This is a genomic window from Shewanella sp. SACH (assembly GCF_001887095.2).
Classification (GTDB): Bacteria; Pseudomonadota; Gammaproteobacteria; order Enterobacterales; family Shewanellaceae; genus Shewanella; species Shewanella baltica.
On sequence record NZ_MPDG02000004.1, the window covers coordinates 150102 to 168799 of the forward strand.

The following is an 18698-nucleotide window of genomic DNA, read 5'->3' on the forward strand; positions in this document are numbered from 1 at the left end:
GTCAGTACGGCGAATGGCGACAACTTAAAACTTCAAGGTCAGGGACTGACCTTCACCCATTCCCTGCCACTCGATGCTCAGATCCATAATCTCATTGAGAATATGTTCAAAGTCCGATTGGCTAACGGTTGGAACGGCTAGGCCACGGCTGTTACAGGCTTGCTCTAACAGATAAACAAAGCCGTTATAGGTTGGCGTTTCACCCGACCAGAGTAGTGACTGCAAGGTTCCGACTATGGATTCGGTTTGCCACACTTCCGTTTTATCTGCGATGGCGCGGGAGGTTTCGTTATGTTCTAAGGCGAAGCTGATATCGGCGCCAGCTCTGACCTGCGAGAAGAAAGCCCCTTGAATATGCAGGCGTTTTTCAACAACATAATGGATCATATCGTGGGGAGCAATGCCCTGTTCTGGCATTTGGGTTTGAGTCGCACTACCGTCCATGCGCACGCAGCGCAGCTGACCATAACGCTGGGTTCCTTTGGTGAAGATGACTTGCATAAAACCATCCTTAGTATTTCGATTAACGCATACATAATGCGAACTCAAGTATAGTCCAACTCTGCGCCAGCATTAGAAAAACAACAATACTCTGCCGTTATAAATTACGCTGGATAAAGCGGAAACACTCTTCTGCCGCTAAGGGTTTACTAAAATAAAACCCTTGCACTAAGTCGCACCCCATGCTCGACAATAATACCAACTGCGCCTCGTTTTCAACCCCTTCGGCCACCACAGTTAGCCCCAACTCATGGGACATAGAAATGGTCGCAGCACTGATAGCAGCATCGTTCGGGTCGCTCTCAATATCCTTCACAAAGGAGCGGTCGAGCTTCAATCTGTCTAAGGGCAAGAGTTTCAAATAGGATAACGAGGAATAACCCGTACCGAAATCATCAATCGCAAGTTCGATACCATGCTGGCGCAATTCTGCTAACAGGCGCGCATTCTGCTCCGGATATTGCATCGCCACACTCTCGGTGATTTCGAGCTCCAATGCCCCTTTGCCCAACTTATGCTTTAAAAGCACATTGGTGATATCGGCGACAATGCTATCTTTGCGGAGTTGATGTGCCGACAGATTCACCGCCATTCGCAGCTCGGTCGCACCCGCAGCGCGCCAAGCGGCAAGCTGCGCCATGGCGGTTTCTAACACCCATTGGCCGATAGGAATGATCATGTCGATCTCTTCAGCAATGGGGATAAAGCGGTCTGGCGCTACCATGCCAAATTCGGGATGTTGCCAGCGCACTAAGGCTTCGACACTGACCACTTGCCCAGTACGGATATCAATTTGTGGCTGATAATGCAGTCGTAATTCATCGTTAGCGAGCACTTGCCTGAGGCCAGTTTCAATTTGCTGGCGCTCAGTGATCAAGGTATTCATCGCCGCAGTAAAGAATTGATAGTTATTGCGTCCCGCCGATTTGGCGCGGTACATGGCCATATCGGCGTTTTTCATCAGGGCTTCAACACTGTCACCATCGGTCGGGAATAAACTGATGCCGATACTTGGCGATGAATGTAATGCTTGATTATTAATGATATAGGTTTGACTCAAACCGCTGCGCAGCGCTTCGGCTAAACTGGCCACCTCATCATGGTTCGTATCAGATAATGCGACCACAAACTCATCGCCACCCAGACGCGCCACAGTGTCAGTATCACCAACGATGTTTTTCAAACGACGCGCAACTTCTAACAACAGTTGATCGCCCACATGATGGCCCAAGGTGTCGTTGATATTTTTAAAGTGGTCCATGTCGATAAACATCACCGCAATTTGGCTGTCGGATACCAGCGCCTCCCTAAATACCACTTCGAGGCGCGACTGCAAGCTGAGTCGATTAGGCAGTAGCGTCAAAGAATCATGGTGGGCGAGGAAATGAATCCGTTCCTCACTGACTTTACGCTCGCTGATATCGGTAAAGCTGCCGATGTAATGGCTCACGGCACCTGCATCATCGCGCACCACAGACATCATCAACCATTTAGGGAAATCGTAACCATGCTTATGCCTGTCCCAAACTTCACCTTGCCAGAAACCTGTTTGTTCTAGGGCAGCACGCACTTGAGGATCGATACCTTTGTCGGTACGCTCGGCCTCTAAAAAGCGGCAGTTTTTACCAATGATTTCTTCTCGGGAATAACCGGTTATCTGAGAAAACGCACTATTCACATCCACAATAATGTCGTTGGCATCCATGATAGTGATGCCTTCACCACTCTGCTGGAACACCTGCGCCAATAGATTTACCCGCGCAACGGTACGCTCCTGCTCGGTAATATCTTCAACGATAAAAAGAATAAGCTGCTCACCATCGGCGCCTGTGACTAACGCACCATTAAGGCGCACTGCCACTAACTGGCCATTCTTATGAACATAATGCTTCTGATAGGGGCCATAACGACGGGTTTGCTTTAGGCGTTCTAATTGCTCAGTTTCACTTAATTGATAACGCTTTGGCGTGAGATCCCAAGGGTCAAGCTGATTTAACTCATCGAGTGAGTAACCCGTCATCGCTTCGAATGCGGGGTTAATCGCCACAAACTGACCATCATCTAAACGTTTGAGCACATGCCCCACGGGCGCCTTATCAAACAAATTACGATATCTTTGCTCGCTTTGTACCAAGGTAGCCTGAAAAGCCTGACGACGAGCAATTTCCTTCGACAAGGCCATGGTTTTTTCAGTCACTTTCTCGGCAATACGTTGGCGCTCGCCGGAGGAAACCAGCGTCATACCACCCACAACAGCACAGGTGATAAAGGCGAGGAGCAGCATAAGTAGCGATAAGCTAAAAGTATCGCCCATCAGCACAGCATAGGATTGATAAATCACTATGTGCCAATGCCGATCCGCTAGCATCAGGTTTGCTTGAAAATACTGGCCGGTTTTATCGCTAAATAGCTTGCTGCTAAACGCGGGAAACGACTTCGTGGTATTGCTATAAAGTAATGCACCGCCCGCACTCATGTCGGAGAGTTTCCACTGCAATCCCTTTACGCTCTCAACATCATTAATAATGCTTTGTAAATCAATCACAGCTGAACAAAATCCTGAGATTCTGCCTAGTCGGTCGAACGCGGGCGCAATGAGTAAAGTACCACCCGGGCCATTGGGATCTTGAGCTAATTGAATCTTAGCCGTCATCACAGGCGCTAAGGTAGCGCGCACTTTGGCAATGGCAGCGGCTCGTGTCGGCTCGCTATTGAGATCTAATCCCAGCGCCGCCTCATTGCCTATGATTGGCTGAATGTACATCACAGGCACTAACCAGCCATCGGTATTAGTTTGCCAGCCTTGAGGCCGCGTGACTTTATAAGGGCCGCCAATGGCTGAGCGGGTCGATGCCTCAAAACTGGGCAGATCGGCAGCCGCCACTAACGGCGACCAAGACCAAGCTCTAAAGCCATCTTGCTGCAGCATGTTACGTTTGCCAAACTGCACAAACTCATCCTCAGAAACCTGCTCGCTATTATCGAACAAGCTCGCTAGGGCGACGATTTGCTGCAGATTAGCCTCTTGAAAACTTTCAATATTGCTAATCACGGCATTGGATTGGATCTGAAACTTATCCTGCAACTGTTGGCGCTGGTTCATGTCCGAGTAGTAATAAATCCCCACGCAGAATAAAAAGCCCACCAGCAGGGGAACACCCGTCTGAATCCGGCGAGCACGCCAGATAGTCCGCTTATCAAATAACAACATAGTCAAAGGGATAAAGATCACGGCGCCGAGCAAATCCCCCGTCCACCAATTTATTAAACTTCCCAGTAAATCAGATGGTGGAATCGTACCGTTGATCACTAAGGCACTGTTGCCAAAAACGGTCGCCACAATACAAGTTAAGGCTAAGCTCAAGCAGGATTTAATGACGGTATTAGGATTATCTAAGGTGAATAAATGATCGACTCGGCCAAGAACATGGGCTGAAAGCACAGCCTGTATACAAGACCCAATCGAGATAGCAAAGGGTAACCAGCCCCAATGGATATGCCCGCCAATATTGATGTTAATCAGCATCGAACCAATTAACACGCCAACCCAAGGGACATACTCTTTCCATAGGATACATGCGGCAATAGCAATCCCTGCGGCAGGCCAAATCGCCGCAGAATATCCAGGCGGCAAAGCAATCATCAAGCCTAATTTACCTACAACAATGTAAGCTAAGGCGATGAAAATATTTACCTTAAGGTATGGAATAAATGACTTTATGTGTAGTCCTTCAAGCTGGCACATTTAAATGTTAACAAGCATCATGCCCTACTCACTCGATCAATCTCAAGCAGATATCAAGGTTGTGATGAAATCACAGTCTAATAATCGCATTATCTAATGTAAATAGCGTAAATGACTGACATTGTCACTGTTTTAACTTGATGTTTTTATTTGAGATGCCCAGCTAAAATCCATTTCACGACACTTAACTCGCATCAAAAATCAGCATGCAAAAATGTGCGGCGAGCAAGGGTAAATAGCAGTGTCATTCGTATGCGATAAAAGCGACTGTTGGCTAAAACCCACATGCTTATAGGGGCATTAATCCACGCCATACCGTCGCCAACACATCAACTTTAGCCAAAACGAATAAATGAAGCGCCTCACACATTTTTATTTTATGAGAACCAAATCAGTTAAATTTAGGTTAATTTTGTAAATTTATTGATTTTATTTGGTTTTAATTAAGGTTTTTTTAACGCTTAAGCCCTTTTACCACGGGGATCCGCTTTCATTCAATAGCCGCTTCTTGGTATCCTCCAGCCGCATAAAAAAGTTGCATGCTGAATATTTTTTGTTCTGCCAACTGACTCCCTTTCCCGTTCTACCGGACCCGTTAATTGAAATTAGCTCTTAGCCAATTCATTGCTGAAAGATTGAACCTGATTATTCGGTTTTCAACCTTTAGTATGACAAACCTAACCCTGTTTTTCGGGTTATTGTTTGTGCTGCCTGTAGCTGACGTTTTGTACGTATTGATCGGCGGTTGTGTCGATATTAGTGAACTCATCAGCCTCAGCAATGGCTTTTTAGTCGAGTTTATCGGCGCCAGTCTGCTCAGCCTGTTATTGCTCAACCCCCTCGTTATTCTGCAGTTATGGCATTTAATCGACTGCTGCTTCAAATTTTTCAATAATCTCGATTTAACTAACGCTTCACTTTTTTTAGCACCCCCAAGGCTAAAATCCCTCGAACATACCGCCCACGGTTGTCGCGCCCCACCATTTTAACCCTCTGTTTTTAAATTCAAATTAAGCATTAAGCGCTGAAAGCTGATCTTCGATTTCGTCGGGATGGTGGCACATTTTTGTGTCATTCCTCTTGGATTTCAGGATTTGCGCTCAGATAACGCCGCTTAGTGCGACTGCCGGTTCACGCTTGGCAGAGTTGTAAACCTTAGGGTTAGAGGAATCTTCCTTTGTTAATTCGAAAATTAAGTAAAGCGGCAATCGCGGCAGTAGCATTCATGCTCGCGGGTTGTGATGGCGGTGTGTTGGACCCTAAGGGCCAAATCGGTATCGATGAAAAACACCTGATTATCGTCGCCACCCTACTCATGCTGATTGTTGTTATCCCTGTGATTGCCATGACATTGTACTTCGCGTGGAAATACCGCGATGGCCGTGATCAAGAAATCTATGCGCCTAAATGGGCACACTCAACAGCGATTGAAACCGTCGTGTGGATAGTGCCGATTGTGATCGTAATAGTGCTAGGTGTGATCACTTGGGGTTCGACCCATGATCTTGATCCCTATAAACCTTTAGATCACGAAGCTAAACCCGTCACGGTTGAAGTGGTGTCGCTAGACTGGAAATGGTTATTCATTTATCCAGAACAAGGCGTGGCATCGGTCAATGAGTTGGCGTTTCCAGCCAATGTGCCGGTGAACTTTAAGATCACCTCTGATACTGCGATGAACTCCTTCTTCATCCCGCAGTTAGGCAGCCAGATTTACTCTATGGCGGGCATGACTACTAAATTGCATTTGATCGCTAACGAGCCAGGCACCTTCGATGGTATCTCGGCTAACTACAGCGGCGCCGGATTTGCGGGCATGAAGTTTAAAGCGATTGCCACTCAGACACCTGCCGACTTCGATGCATGGGTTGCCAAGTTAAAACAACAGGGCAAGACATTGGACTCAGCGGCCTACACCACACTGGCTAAACCGAGTGAATACAATCCGGTTGAATACTTTGGCTCAGTGAGCAAAGGGATGTTTGACCAAATCGTGATGCAGTACATGCACATGGACTCACATGACGGAATGAAAGGTCACGAAGGAATGGACATGCACGCAGGCATGGAACACATGGGCACTGAGCACACATCTGACATGGCAGACATGAAAGGTATGCACGACATGGCACATATGGCAGGCGAGCACGCGATGGAAAATACACAGAACATGGCCGACATGGATAGCTCAACACCTTCTGTACCGTCATCAACACAGGACTCATCCACAGAACCTTTATCCTTAGAGCACTCATCCACTCAAAAAGTGGAGGCGGAGTAATCATGTCATTTCTCGGTAAATTAAGCTTAGATGCGATTCCGTATCACGAGCCTATCATCATGGTGACCTTAGCGGTCGTCGCAGTGGTAGGTTTGTATATCGCAGCCTTGATCACTAAACACAAAAAATGGAGCGTACTTTGGAACGACTGGTTAACCTCAGTTGACCATAAACGCCTCGGTATCATGTACATAGTGTTAGCTTTGGTGATGCTCATTCGTGGCTTCTCCGATGCCATAATGATGCGTACCCAGCAAGCACTCGCCACCAACGGCGCCGCAGGTTATCTACCGCCTGAACATTACGACCAAATCTTCACCGCCCACGGCGTGATCATGATTATCTTTATGGCGATGCCATTTATGATAGGTCTGATGAACTTAGTGTTGCCGCTGCAAATTGGTGCCCGCGACGTTGCCTTCCCATTCTTGAACAACCTCAGCTTCTGGCTTACCGCCTCTGGCGCTGTGCTGATCAATATTTCATTGGGTTTAGGTGAATTTGCTAAGACAGGTTGGGTGGCGTATCCACCACTCTCAGAGCTGGCTTACAGTCCGGGGGTTGGGGTCGATTATTATATCTGGGCACTGCAGATTTCGGGCATAGGGACGACCTTAACCGGGGTGAACTTTATCGCCACCGTACTTAAGATGCGTGCCCCAGGCATGAAGCTGATGCAAATGCCAATCTTCACTTGGACTTGTACGTGGGCGAACATATTGATCGTCGCGTCATTCCCAATCTTAACCGCTGTGTTAGCCCTGCTGACACTCGACCGTTACATGGACTTCCACTTCTTCACCAATGACGGTGGCGGTAACGCCATGATGTATATCAACCTGTTTTGGGCGTGGGGACATCCTGAAGTTTACATCCTGATTTTGCCTGCTTTTGGTATTTTCTCCGATGTGATCTCAACCTTTACCTCTAAACGTCTGTTCGGTTACACCTCTATGGTGTGGGCGAGTGGTGCGATTTCAATTCTAGGTTTCATCGTTTGGTTACACCACTTCTTCACCATGGGCTCAAGTGCCAACGTCAACGCCTTCTTCGGGGTGATGACTATGGTGATTGCGGTTCCAACCGGGGTAAAACTGTTTAACTGGTTGTTCACTATCTACCGTGGCCGCCTACGTTTAACGGTGCCAGTGTTGTGGACGCTGGGCTTTATGGTGACTTTCACTATAGGCGGTATGACAGGGGTGTTACTAGCCTTACCAGGTGCCGACTACGTTCTACATAACAGTTTGTTTTTAATCGCGCATTTCCATAACACTATTATTGGTGGCGCGGTATTTGGTTACTTAGCAGGCTTTGCTTACTGGTTCCCTAAAGCGACAGGTTTCCATTTGAATGAGCGTTTAGGTAAAGCGTCATTCTGGTGCTGGCAAATCGGTTTCTATGTGGCCTTTATGCCGCTGTACGTACTGGGCTTTATGGGTATGACACGCCGTATCAACCACATTGATAACCCAGCATGGAACGTGTGGATCTACTTAGCCGCCGTGGGTGCTTGCATCATCATGGTCGGTATAATTCTGCAGTTTATCCAACTGTACGTGAGTATCCGTGACCGCGACCAAAACCGCGACACCACAGGCGATCCATGGAATGGTCATACTTTAGAGTGGTCAACCGCTTCTCCACCGCAGTTCTATAACTTCGCTAAGCTGCCACAGGTTGCTGATATTGATGCCTTTACCGATGCGAAAGAAAAAGGCGTGGCTTATCAACGTCAAAAACACTACCAAGCTATCCATATGCCGAAAAATACCCCAAGCGGTATCTTAATGGCGCTAGGGATCACTGCCGCGGGTTTTGCCGCTATTTGGCACATCCTGTGGTTAGCCATTGTGGGCTTAGTGGGCGCTTTCGTGGTGTTCCTGTTCCGTGCTTATAACAATGACGTCGACTATTACGTGCAACCCGATGAAGTGGCTCGCATTGAAAATGCCCACTTAAACAATGTAGTAAGGGGCTGATATGAGTATTGCAATCCCAGCAGATTTAGAAGTAGCTCACGCAGAAGATCACCACGAACACCATGACACCAGTGGCAACACTCTGTTTGGTTTTTGGATTTACCTGATGACCGACTGCATTTTGTTTGCCTCGGTTTTCGCAACCTATGCTGTGCTCTACATGAACACAGACGGTGGCGTTTCGGGTAAAGACATTTTCGAATTGGACTTTGTGCTGATTGAAACTGCCGCCCTGCTCGTTAGTAGTATTACCTACGGTATGGCGCTGATTTTTGCTAAGCGCCACAACAAAGCCGCGACCTTAGCTTGGTTACTCGTCACCTTCGCCCTCGGTTGTGTGTTTATCGGGATGGAAGTCTATGAATTCCATCACCTGATTGAACACGGCAATGGCCCACAACGCAGCGCTTTCCTGTCGTCCTTCTTCACCCTTGTCGGTATGCACGGCTTGCACGTGACCGCAGGTCTGATTTGGATGGCGATCATGATGATTGAAGTGGCGAAAACTGGTTTAGGTAATCGCAGCATCACCCGCCTGAGCTGCTTAAGCTTGTTCTGGCATTTCCTCGACATAGTGTGGATTTGTGTATTCACGGTCGTGTATTTATTGGGAGCACTTTAATGAGCGCACATAGTCATACTCATAAGCCTAGCCATGGCACTGACGATCTGGCCGCGAGCATTAAGTCATATCTAATGGGCTTTGTGCTGTCAGTGGTATTAACCGCCATTCCGTTTTGGGCCGTAATGACCCATCACTTCGAGAAAGCGACCACTCTTAGCTTAGTGCTAGTGATGGCGATAGTGCAGATAGTGGTACATCTTAAGTACTTCTTGCACTTAGATTTCTCGAAAGAAGGCAAAGTAAATACCTTCTCCTTCCTGTTTACCGCCCTGATTATTGTCATGGTAGTCGGCTTGTCGGTATGGATCATACTCGAAGCCAACGCTTTGATGATGTAACGAGAAACAGTCTATGCAAATACAAGACAGATTTATGTCACCGCAATGGAAAGCACGCTTCAAAGGGTATGTGCAGGTTACTAAGCCTGGCATCATTTTCGGGAATCTGATTTCCGTTGCTGGCGGTTTTTTATTAGCCGCCAAAGGCGACGTAAATTTGGTCTTGATGCTGGCGAGCTTAGTGGGATTGTCCCTGGTCGTAGCCTCGGGCTGCGCAATCAATAACTGTATTGACCGTGATATCGACGCCAAGATGCAGCGAACCTGCAAACGCGTGACCGTCACGGGCGAAATTGCCGTGGGTAACGTACTCGCGTTTGGACTCGCCTTAGGCGTGTTGGGCTTTAGCATCTTAGCCTTGTTTACCAATGCATTAGCCCTGCTATTTGCCGTTATTGGTTACATCGTTTATGTGGGGGTTTATAGCCTCTACATGAAACGTAACTCAGTGTATGGCACTTTGGTTGGCAGCTTCTCGGGCGCAGTACCGCCCGTGGTTGGCTATTGCAGCGTGACAGGGCAAATGGACATGGGCGCGGCTATTTTGCTGTTGATGTTCAGTCTATGGCAGATGCCACATTCCTATGCCATCGCGATTTTCCGTTTTAATGACTATGCGGCAGCCAATATTCCTGTGCTGCCAGTGGCAGAAGGCATGACCAAAGCAAAACTGCATATCGTGCTTTATATTGCCGTGTTCGCCTTAGTCAGTGCACTGTTGCCACTCGCGGGTTACACAGGTATCGCCTTTATGGCGGTCACCTGCGCAACCAGCCTGTGGTGGCTTGCCATGGCATTAAAAGGTTATCGCCACGGCGTCGACATGCAACGCTGGGCTCGCCAAGTGTTTGGTTTTTCAATCATCACTATTACGGCGCTCAGTGTGACTATGGCGCTCGACTTCCAAGTCGTGAGTCAGGCGCCACTGCTTACCTTAGTGAAATAGTTGAATGGCGTTACGCTGTACTAAGTCAGTTACTTTTTGATCGCTCGAAGGATCAACATCATGGGTCGCCTGAGTTCATCTTGCCAACCCATTTTGTTGATCATTTCCAATGGCGGCATTGGCTCGACCAAAGCATCAACCTGAAACCCCGCCGAGATCAGCGCTTTGAAATGGCTTTCAATCGTTCTATGGTACTTAGCGACGTCTGCACCTAGAAAAGAGGTTTCTCTTTTCCCTTCCTTGAAGTAATTATCCACCGGAAAATGCGCAATCTTGCCTTCACTATCAAAGTGCCAGTTCTGCTGTTCGCAGGAGGTAAACACGGGATGCTCAACGGAATAGCAAAAAACGCCTTGCGCTGATAGTTGCTCCGCCACTTTGGCAAAGACGGCGTCTAAATCTTGCACATAATGCAAAGTGAGCGAACTGAGCACGACATCAAATGCGCCGGAAGGCGACTCAAAATCCTCAATGGCAGTATTCTCATAACGAACATTGTCCGCAGTCGTCAACTCCCTTGCCTTTTCAAGCATTTTGGCTGAGATATCGATTCCCACAACGGCAGCAGCGCCCTGTTCCGCAGCATACTGGCAATGCCAGCCATAGCCGCATCCGAGATCCAGCACTCGCTTGCCACGAAGCTCAGGCAAATTCTCTCGCAGCGCCTGCCATTCCCCTGCGGACTCTAGTCCTCCGGTTGAGCGCGGCATTTTGGCATACTCGTTGAAGAATGCCGGATCATCATATTTATTCTGTTTCATAAGCTTTCCTTATTTCTTGCTTGTTACCGATACGAGTCAAGCAAACTCGCCTGATGCAGCCGCCAGATCCTGCTTTGGATTCAACCCACTTGAGCTGATCACTAAGCAACTCCGGCAAACTGCAGTCAGTTTAATGATTTGATTTAAGTAAAGAGCATTCGCCACCACATACCGGGCAGACTAGTAAAGCCAGTGGTGTAGTGTTTTAACTCGCCATCTTTAAAGATCATAATGGTTGGCGTCGCCTGCAATGACCAATCACGGGCAATCTTGCTGTCACTATCGTTAATAGTGTCAAAGCCATAATCCTGATGCTGAAGATATTTTCTCAGTTTCTCATCCTCCCCCGAACTCATGGCAACCGTCACCACAGGGTAATAGGCCGACATTTGATTGACCGCCGGGCTGACAAAATTACACACAGGACACCAAGTGCCCCAGAAGTACACCAATACCGCCTGATCTTGGCTGAGCGTGGTAATATCAAGCATCTCCCCAGCCAAGGTCGTCCCTTGTAGCTGCGGCAAATTATCCCGTGGGATATCTTTGCCACGCCAGATGTCCATCACGCTGGTCACGATAATGACAATGAGCAGCAAAAGTGCCAGCTGCTTAATCCAGCCCAATATGCGTTTAGGTAAAGATATCGAAACTTGTTCGGCGCTCATATTTTCAGTTTCCTTTGGCTGCATCTTAACTGCTCTTCTGCGTCTTATCTTTAGCGGCAATCGCGGCTTCAAGCTGCTCTTTTAACACTTCGTAAGGCACTAATCCGGGAATAAGCGTATCGGCCACTATCATACTTGGCGTGCCACCTATGCCTAACTCATTCATTAATTTCACATTATCATCGACCATTTTAGCGACGCGCTCATCTGTGTTGCCGACCCAGCGCTCGGTTGCCGTCAGTTTAGCGACCTTAGCGATGGCGGCGGCATCGAGTCCACGCGGGCTCGACATCAACATATCCTTCACCTTGAGATACTTTTCAGGCTCGTTTAACCAAACCGTTTGGGCAAAATCGACCGCCATTTTGGAGCCTTCGCCCTGCAGCGGCACCATTTTGACTATGATTTTTAACTGCGGAAATTCTTCAATCAGCTGGTTCAGCGAAGGCTCGATTTTCTTGCAGTATGGGCAGTTAAAATCGGTGAAGTACACCATCTCAATCTCAGGTGTCGCAGCGCCCTTCCACGGATCGCTTTTGGTCTCATACATGGCTTTATGATGAGTCACAAGACTGGTTTGCATGGCTGTATTTGCCCCCTCTTGCTCCCTTGCTTGCCACGCAATAATCGCTTCTCTCATTAGGTCAGGATCATTGATCAAGGCATCTTTAAGAATCGCTCGCACCTCTTGCTGCTGCGCCGCCGATAAACTGCTGTCCTTGGCATAGGCCATTGTGCTCACCGAAGGCAAGGAAACCACCAGCATGGCCATGGCGACACCCGAGACAGCAAACATCTGCAACTTGCGATGTTTGAATAAAGAGCTAAATTTCGACATTTTGGTGCCTCCGATGACTTGAGTATTCTGCATTGATTCAGTGATGTTTTGTGCTTCAATTGTCTGTTTCATAATCGATTTCCATTGTTTCAGGTCAGGGGCTTCCTGACCTGAGTATTTGTTGAGGGCCACTCGACTCGCTATTGAATGAGACTCGCCAGTGATATTGCCGAGTGACATGTCCGAGTGAACGGCTGGTCGTTAGCGTTATTTCCCTGCCGCTACGGATGACTTTTCAGGGGACGCAGAGGCCTGTTCAATCGCAGCAAGCACAAGGTCAGTCGATAGAATTTCCGGTAACTCAATCCCTTGCGGCGCACCCGGGCCGTAAACCACGTTGAATGGCACTCCAAAACGATTATGGCTTTGCAGGTAATGAGTAATGGGCTCAGAAGGCGTGGTCCAATCGCCCTTCATCGGCAAAATATGCGGCTGTTGCAACAGGCTATAGACTGGATCTTGCAAGATCACGCCAACTTTATTGGCCTTACAGGTGATACACCAATCAGCAGTGACATCGACAAACACAGTTTTTCCTTGGGCCACCTGCTGATTAATCAATGCTTGGTCCAATGGCGTCCAAGCGAGGTCCGCAGGTAAAGGTTTAGCCCACTGGTTCGCCGTCATAAATGCAATAACCGCCGACAGTAAAATGCCGATACCTAAGCAGCTCACAATAGCAATCGCGCCATATTTCTTAGCCATAAACACCATAAATATCAGTGTAATGACACCCGCTAATGGCCACAGGTAGAGCACATCAATAAAGCTGGCCAACAGGCTAATCAGCCACAAACTGGTGATGAGCAACATGCCGGAGAAAAACACTTTGACTGTATTCATCCAGCGACCGGGTTTAGGGAAATAACCCGCCACTTGCGGAAATGCCGCCACAATCAACCAAGGGAACGCCATACCCACGGCCAACGCGGTAAAGATGGCAAACAGGCTCAGTACATCGGCGCCCAAGGCGAAGGCGACCGCAGTCCCCAAGAAAGGCGCACTGCACGGTGTCGCCAGCAGCGTCGCAAACATGCCTTGTAAAAAATGGCCGCTGTTATTATTGCCGCCCGTTGTCGCCAACTTGGTTTGCACGTTAGAGGGTAAGTTGATCTCAAACACACCTAACATATTGAAGGCAAACACTGTGGTCACCAGCGCCATGAAGCCGATAAACCAAGGGTTTTGGAACTGTACACCCCAACCAATCGCTTGACCCGTGAGCTTAAGCATTAAGATAAAGCCAGCCAGTAACCAGAATGAGACCAATATCCCCAGCGCTGATGCGATGAACTGCTGGCGGATTTGATTACGCTTAAGATCTGGCGCAGCAACCACTGAACTGAGCTTCATGCCAAGTACTGGTAACACACAGGGCATGACGTTTAAGATCAAACCACCAATAAGCGCCAGCAGTATCATGCCAAATATCGAGGTACTTGCTTGGGAAATCACCACAGGCTTAACTTCGGCGCTGTATTCCAACGCTCGCTCGCTATCGGCGACAGTCATGTTCAGCGATTTACCCAAAACTTCAGGCTCGCCCAGCCAACTTTTACCGCTGAAAATACCGACCAATTGCTTGCCGTTAGCATCACTTTCGCTTGGCTTTAAGCTCACTAGCTTGAATGTGGTATCTGGCTCGCCATCGATAATCACGGTTGGACTCTGCCAGTTGGCATCATTGAGTCTGACTTCAAGTTGACCTTTGGCGGCATCCCAACCCATTGTCATCGCAGGATTCTGGCCCTCTTGGGACAACACTTTTTGTGGCACAAGCGACACGGCCTTGTTGTAAGCCAACATGGCATCGGTATCTGCTTGCAGCGCATTGGGCGTGAAGTCGAGACTAATCTGATAATCCGTCAGTACACAGATAGTGGTACAGGTCGACAAGGTCACTTTGCCACGCAGCTGAGTTGGGGCAGCGATATCATCGACTTTTAGGGTTAAGGGAAAGGTGGTATTACCTTTGTAACCAAAGGTTTGCAATCCCAATAATGAGAATTCCTCTGGCGTAGGCCATCTCCAATCCACTTGCTGTAGATTGTGTGAGCCATCCCATTTTATCGTCGGCGCAATACCGCCTTCCCCAGGACTGCGCCAATAGGTTTTCCAATCGCCCTCAAGTTGTACTTCAAGCACAGCGGGCAAAGTATTCGTTGCGGGATCAACTTCGCCCGTTAGCATAAAACGTACTTTGGCTGGCGGGTGATTATCGTTAACTAACCATCCCGTCGATGCGGCCAATAGCGACGGACTCGTCACTATCAAGGCGAGTATCCAGAATCTGGTTAACATGGATTTTAATGTACTCATTTTGTCCCCATTGGCATGAACTGTTCGTTATGCCCTGTAAATGCTTGCTTTACTGCTTAACTCTGCCCCCATTACAAAGGGCGTGATGACTTAAGAAAAATCAATGTGATAGCAGGCTTAATTCAAGAAATTTGATAGGAGATAGGATGTGTAAAAGCGGACGTTCTGCAGCTAGGTAATGGTCCTTTCAACCGGTAAACGGGTAAGAAAAGCCAACTATCGAGCTAGAGAATGGGCGCCAGAATAAACTCACCTATCAGTTTGATAAGTAAATTATTTCTATTCTTGAAAGCGACAGAGAGTGAGATGTATTCGCCTAGGTTTAGCTTGATAACCTTGTATGGGTAACAGTGTTATCACGCGGGAGGCGCGGGGAAGTAACGGAAGTAGGAACAACAGGATAAGAAATGGGATGCTACTCGGAGTGTCGATACAGGTTCGGATCGATTTCTCAGACAATTCACATTTTTTAGGCTCGCTTTTGACCAGCTCAGTACCCGCCGCTTGGGCATCGACGTGACTAGCCATATTGCTTGAAGCTGAGCTGCTGTTTAAAGCTGAACTTGAGTTTAAAACTGAGTTGGCACCAAAACCAGCACCAGAAAAAGACGTAGCCGACATCGCTTGCGCGCTCGACTCCTTGAGCAACAAGTTAAGTATTCCACTGTTTTGAGTCAAACAGAACAAGGTCAGAATGGTAAACACCATCACGCCCCATAAGTTGCCTGTTTTCTTAGTCAATAACGTAAAAATTTGGATTTCTCTTCGTCTTATTCTTTGATAATAAAGATAAAAAATGAGTGTCTTTCAACAGATAGCTGCAGATAAGACCGGCGGATTGTAACAATAGTTCATCAACAAGCAAATTATTTTGCCTTGCCTGAAAAATAGATACAGACAAAGCTTATGCTGAAAACCCACCATCAATCATCAAACTCGCACCTGTAATGTAGCCCGCTTCTGGGCCAGCGATAAAGGCGACAAAGCTGGCGATCTCTTCGGCTTTACCATAACGACCCAGAGCACCCATCGCCTTGATTGGCTCAGATGAATCGCCGTTATCAGGATTCATATCGGTATCCACAGGGCCTGGCTGAATGTTGTTCACCGTAATCGCACGTGGGCCTAAATCCCGCGCTAATCCCTTGGCTAAACCGACTAATGCCGATTTACTCATGCCGTAAATCGCACCACCTACAAACGGAATGCGCTCAGCGTTGGTGCTACCGATATTGATGATGCGGCCGCCGTCATTCATGTGCAGCGCGGCTTCTTGGCTCGCCACAAACACACTGCGCACGTTAGTGTTAATTGTTCGTTCCCAGTCTTCTAGCGTCAGATTTTCGATGCTATCCCAAATCAGCGTACCCGCATTATTGACCACAATATCTAAACCACCGAAGTGCGCTTTGGTCTCGCGAATGGCACGACGGATCGCCTCTGGCTCAGTACTGTCAGCCTTAATGGCAATGGCTTGACCACCCTGCGATATAACTTCATCCACCAGCAATTGTGATTGGGCTTCAGATGACACATAGGTAAAGGCAACTGCGGCGCCGTCACTCGCCAATCTTTTAACGATGGCAGCGCCGATACCACGGCTACCACCTTGTACAAAAGCCACTTTACCTTGCAGATTATTCGACGATTTCATAGTTAGCTCACTCAATAGGGATAAAAAATTTATGGTATAGAAAACGTTACTTATCAATCATAAATTAGCCATTGACCAGTTATTAACGCTCATTTTCATACTGTGGTAGTAGCTTACGCGATTCACTTGCCATGATTAAGTCACTAAAATGACCATCACTAAGTCCTTCAAGGAATTAATTGCCGTGATAAATAATCAATTTGTTGAGATACGTCATTTTGTCACAGTTGCACAACTCGGCAGTTTTACCTTAGCGGCGCAGGCGTTAGGCATGACAGGTTCGGCGCTCAGTAAAAGCATAGTGCGATTAGAAAACCGCTTAGGCACTAAGCTGCTGCACCGCACCACAAGGCGGGTGAGCTTAACCAATGATGGCGATTCGTACCTCACAGATTGCCAAAATGCCATGGCAATCCTAGACAATGCACAAAGCCGACTCGGCAGCGAACAACAAATTCCCTCAGGTCGAGTGCGAGTGGATTTACCCGTCACTTTTGGGCGGCGATATATACTGCCGACCCTATTATCACTATCGCAAAAATATCCCAAGCTCGAGTTATCCATTACCTTCAACGATAGAGCGACTGACTTGTTCAGTGACGGCATTGATTTGGCGGTGCGTGTCGGACAACTCGGCGACACTGTGGATTTAGTCGCCCGTAGATTAGGAGAACAACGCCGAGTAATCTGCGCATCTCCCGCCTATTTCGCTCGACTTGGTACGCCACAAGACAAAGAAGATCTCAGCCAGCACCAATGCATTGTCGGCTGGCCGCTTGGGCAGCAACATCGCTGGTTACTTAAAAATGAGGATGGGATTATCGAGGCCTATGACATTCCAGTACGCCACGAAATCGCTGATTGCGAAGCCATTTTAGCGGCCACACTGGCGGGAGTGGGTTTAGCGCAAGTGCCTATATGGTTGGTTGAGGACTATCTTAAAACTGGTGAACTTATCTCGGTACTGGACGAACTCGCCAGTGACGACACACCCATCCACTTGATTTGGCTTAAAACCCCTTACCTCCAACCCAAGCTACGGGTGATCATCGAAGAACTGGTCGACTTAGCGAAAGCGCCCAAAAGCAGATTTAAGGCAGGATAAGTAAAAGGCCTCGACTAAGCGCGACCTTTCACTTTGGGACTAACGGTTATTTGCTTTGATGTATGGATTGGTCATAGAGAGTGATCGCTTTGCTGAGCGCGTCAAAATCCGCCGAACACAAATACCGCTTTAAGCTTTCAAACTTTTCGGCAGGCCAATCGTAGATTTTTAACGCCAGTAACTCACTAATAACGTCTTTATCGAACCGATACTTGATTAATTTCGCAGGAGACCCCGCCACAATACTGTAGGGTTCGATATTTTGGGTGACGACACTATTTGCGGCAACAACCGCACCTTCACCTATCGTCACCCCTGGCATCAACATACATCTCATGCCTAACCAAGCCCCATCACCAATATGAGTATCGCCTTTGCCTACATAGGCCTCCTCGATGAAATCCATAAAGGGATATAAACAAAACCAATCCGCTCTATGCGTATGATTTCCGCCCATTAAGATCACAACTTCGGCGGCGATACACACATAGTTCCCGATATAAAGTTTATCGATAGGCCACTTAGGCTCCCACTCACGGCTCACTTCATCACCATGAAGATATCTCACTGCTGATCCCTCAAAGCCAGCATCCCAGCAATCACTGTAATAGCTATGTTGGCCTTTGACTATGATATTGGGATTGGTGACTACCTCATGCAATAACTGAACTTTTGACCAATGCTTGTTCTGCATTGTAAATCCTCTTTATAAACAAAATAATAAATATAAGACATCATGTTATGAGAAGTTTCACATTAGAATAGTCAGTGAATACGCGGTTGTTTTAGCAGAGGAATGAGTTTCATATAAAAGTCATAAGTGGGTATCAAAAAGAAAATAGCCCATAAAGCTGAAATATCGACATGAGCTATGCCAGCCGACATGTTAACCACCATAGCCCGCCGCTGCAAAGCTATGATGGTTAGTTAAGTCA

At 47.7% G+C, this 18698-nt stretch carries 16 protein-coding genes; 7 read left to right on the top strand and 9 right to left on the bottom strand.

Translation table 11 applies throughout. The features are described 5' to 3' along the window. Nucleotides 1-24: 24 nt before the first annotated feature. Both BM607_RS16190 and BM607_RS16195 read right to left on the bottom strand, forming a co-directional pair. Nucleotides 25-501, bottom strand: coding sequence for a cytoplasmic protein (locus BM607_RS16190; RefSeq protein WP_071940299.1), 477 nt, complete (start codon nt 499-501; stop codon nt 25-27). A gap of 97 nt (nt 502-598) precedes the next feature. Beyond that, nucleotides 599-4246, bottom strand: coding sequence for an EAL domain-containing protein (locus tag BM607_RS16195; protein WP_071940298.1), 3648 nt, complete (start codon nt 4244-4246; stop codon nt 599-601). 599 nt (nt 4247-4845) lie between these two features. Here BM607_RS16195 and BM607_RS16200 point away from each other — a divergent pair. From BM607_RS16200 to cyoE, 6 genes are all read left to right on the top strand, one after another. After that, the gene (locus BM607_RS16200) at nt 4846-5235 is read left to right on the top strand and encodes a hypothetical protein (RefSeq protein ID WP_006079495.1); all 390 of its coding nucleotides are present in this window, start codon (nt 4846-4848) and stop codon (nt 5233-5235) included. Nucleotides 5236-5423: 188 nt separating this feature from the next. Continuing rightward, nucleotides 5424-6527 (top strand): ubiquinol oxidase subunit II, encoded by a 1104-nt coding sequence (gene cyoA, locus BM607_RS16205; protein ID WP_071940297.1) that lies wholly within the window; start codon nt 5424-5426, stop codon nt 6525-6527. 2 nt (nt 6528-6529) lie between these two features. Next, complete coding sequence (cyoB, locus tag BM607_RS16210) at nt 6530-8509, top strand: cytochrome o ubiquinol oxidase subunit I (RefSeq protein ID WP_006079491.1); 1980 nt, start codon at nt 6530-6532, stop codon at nt 8507-8509. Nucleotide 8510: 1 nt separating this feature from the next. Further along, nucleotides 8511-9131, top strand: a complete 621-nt coding sequence (cyoC, locus tag BM607_RS16215; protein ID WP_006079490.1) for a cytochrome o ubiquinol oxidase subunit III — start codon at nt 8511-8513, stop codon at nt 9129-9131. After that, nucleotides 9131-9472 (top strand): cytochrome o ubiquinol oxidase subunit IV, encoded by a 342-nt coding sequence (gene cyoD / locus BM607_RS16220; protein WP_006084647.1) that lies wholly within the window; start codon nt 9131-9133, stop codon nt 9470-9472. The genes cyoC and cyoD overlap by 1 nt, the downstream gene beginning before the upstream one ends. Before the next feature lie 13 nt (nt 9473-9485). After that, entirely contained in the window at nt 9486-10418 is a 933-nt protein-coding gene (gene cyoE / locus BM607_RS16225; RefSeq protein ID WP_006079488.1) for a heme o synthase, read from the top strand. Between the two features lie 29 nt (nt 10419-10447). Here cyoE and BM607_RS16230 read toward each other — a convergent pair whose 3' ends face one another. From BM607_RS16230 to BM607_RS16255, 6 genes are all read right to left on the bottom strand, one after another. Continuing rightward, complete coding sequence (locus BM607_RS16230) at nt 10448-11179, bottom strand: class I SAM-dependent methyltransferase (RefSeq protein WP_087486559.1); 732 nt, start codon at nt 11177-11179, stop codon at nt 10448-10450. Nucleotides 11180-11322: 143 nt separating this feature from the next. Next, a complete protein-coding gene (locus tag BM607_RS16235; protein WP_071940384.1) occupies nt 11323-11847 on the bottom strand; it encodes a protein disulfide oxidoreductase in 525 nt (174 codons plus the stop codon). A gap of 25 nt (nt 11848-11872) precedes the next feature. Further along, the gene (locus tag BM607_RS16240; protein WP_071940383.1) at nt 11873-12757 is read right to left on the bottom strand and encodes a thioredoxin domain-containing protein; all 885 of its coding nucleotides are present in this window, start codon (nt 12755-12757) and stop codon (nt 11873-11875) included. 135 nt (nt 12758-12892) lie between these two features. After that, on the bottom strand, nt 12893-15004 hold the full coding sequence (locus tag BM607_RS16245; RefSeq protein ID WP_071940296.1) for a protein-disulfide reductase DsbD domain-containing protein: 2112 nt from the start codon (nt 15002-15004) through the stop codon (nt 12893-12895). Nucleotides 15005-15283: 279 nt separating this feature from the next. Continuing rightward, on the bottom strand, nt 15284-15712 hold the full coding sequence (locus BM607_RS16250; RefSeq protein ID WP_071940295.1) for a hypothetical protein: 429 nt from the start codon (nt 15710-15712) through the stop codon (nt 15284-15286). 196 nt (nt 15713-15908) lie between these two features. After that, on the bottom strand, nt 15909-16658 hold the full coding sequence (locus BM607_RS16255; protein WP_012090585.1) for a 3-oxoacyl-ACP reductase family protein: 750 nt from the start codon (nt 16656-16658) through the stop codon (nt 15909-15911). 184 nt (nt 16659-16842) lie between these two features. On the opposite strand from BM607_RS16255, the gene BM607_RS16260 reads away from it, so the two are divergent. Continuing rightward, the gene (locus tag BM607_RS16260) at nt 16843-17763 is read left to right on the top strand and encodes a LysR family transcriptional regulator (protein WP_083548646.1); all 921 of its coding nucleotides are present in this window, start codon (nt 16843-16845) and stop codon (nt 17761-17763) included. 46 nt (nt 17764-17809) lie between these two features. Here the strand turns inward: BM607_RS16260 and BM607_RS16265 are convergent, their stop codons facing one another. Next, nucleotides 17810-18457 (bottom strand): CatB-related O-acetyltransferase, encoded by a 648-nt coding sequence (locus BM607_RS16265; protein ID WP_071940293.1) that lies wholly within the window; start codon nt 18455-18457, stop codon nt 17810-17812. Nucleotides 18458-18698: the final 241 nt, after the last annotated feature.

What these genes read in the sequence shown, in the direction of transcription:
- BM607_RS16190 (WP_071940299.1), bottom strand. Translation starts at nt 501, where the DNA reads ATGCAAGTCATCTTCACCAAAGGAACCCAGCGTTATGGTCAGCTGCGC.
- BM607_RS16195 (WP_071940298.1), bottom strand. Translation starts at nt 4,246, where the DNA reads ATGTGCCAGCTTGAAGGACTACACATAAAGTCATTTATTCCATACCTT.
- cyoB (WP_006079491.1), top strand. Translation starts at nt 6,530, where the DNA reads ATGTCATTTCTCGGTAAATTAAGCTTAGATGCGATTCCGTATCACGAG.
- cyoC (WP_006079490.1), top strand. Translation starts at nt 8,511, where the DNA reads ATGAGTATTGCAATCCCAGCAGATTTAGAAGTAGCTCACGCAGAAGAT.
- cyoD (WP_006084647.1), top strand. Translation starts at nt 9,131, where the DNA reads ATGAGCGCACATAGTCATACTCATAAGCCTAGCCATGGCACTGACGAT.
- cyoE (WP_006079488.1), top strand. Translation starts at nt 9,486, where the DNA reads ATGCAAATACAAGACAGATTTATGTCACCGCAATGGAAAGCACGCTTC.
- BM607_RS16230 (WP_087486559.1), bottom strand. Translation starts at nt 11,179, where the DNA reads ATGAAACAGAATAAATATGATGATCCGGCATTCTTCAACGAGTATGCC.
- BM607_RS16235 (WP_071940384.1), bottom strand. Translation starts at nt 11,847, where the DNA reads ATGAGCGCCGAACAAGTTTCGATATCTTTACCTAAACGCATATTGGGC.
- BM607_RS16240 (WP_071940383.1), bottom strand. Translation starts at nt 12,757, where the DNA reads ATGAAACAGACAATTGAAGCACAAAACATCACTGAATCAATGCAGAAT.
- BM607_RS16245 (WP_071940296.1), bottom strand. Translation starts at nt 15,004, where the DNA reads ATGAGTACATTAAAATCCATGTTAACCAGATTCTGGATACTCGCCTTG.
- BM607_RS16250 (WP_071940295.1), bottom strand. Translation starts at nt 15,712, where the DNA reads ATGGTGTTTACCATTCTGACCTTGTTCTGTTTGACTCAAAACAGTGGA.
- BM607_RS16255 (WP_012090585.1), bottom strand. Translation starts at nt 16,658, where the DNA reads ATGAAATCGTCGAATAATCTGCAAGGTAAAGTGGCTTTTGTACAAGGT.
- BM607_RS16265 (WP_071940293.1), bottom strand. Translation starts at nt 18,457, where the DNA reads ATGCAGAACAAGCATTGGTCAAAAGTTCAGTTATTGCATGAGGTAGTC.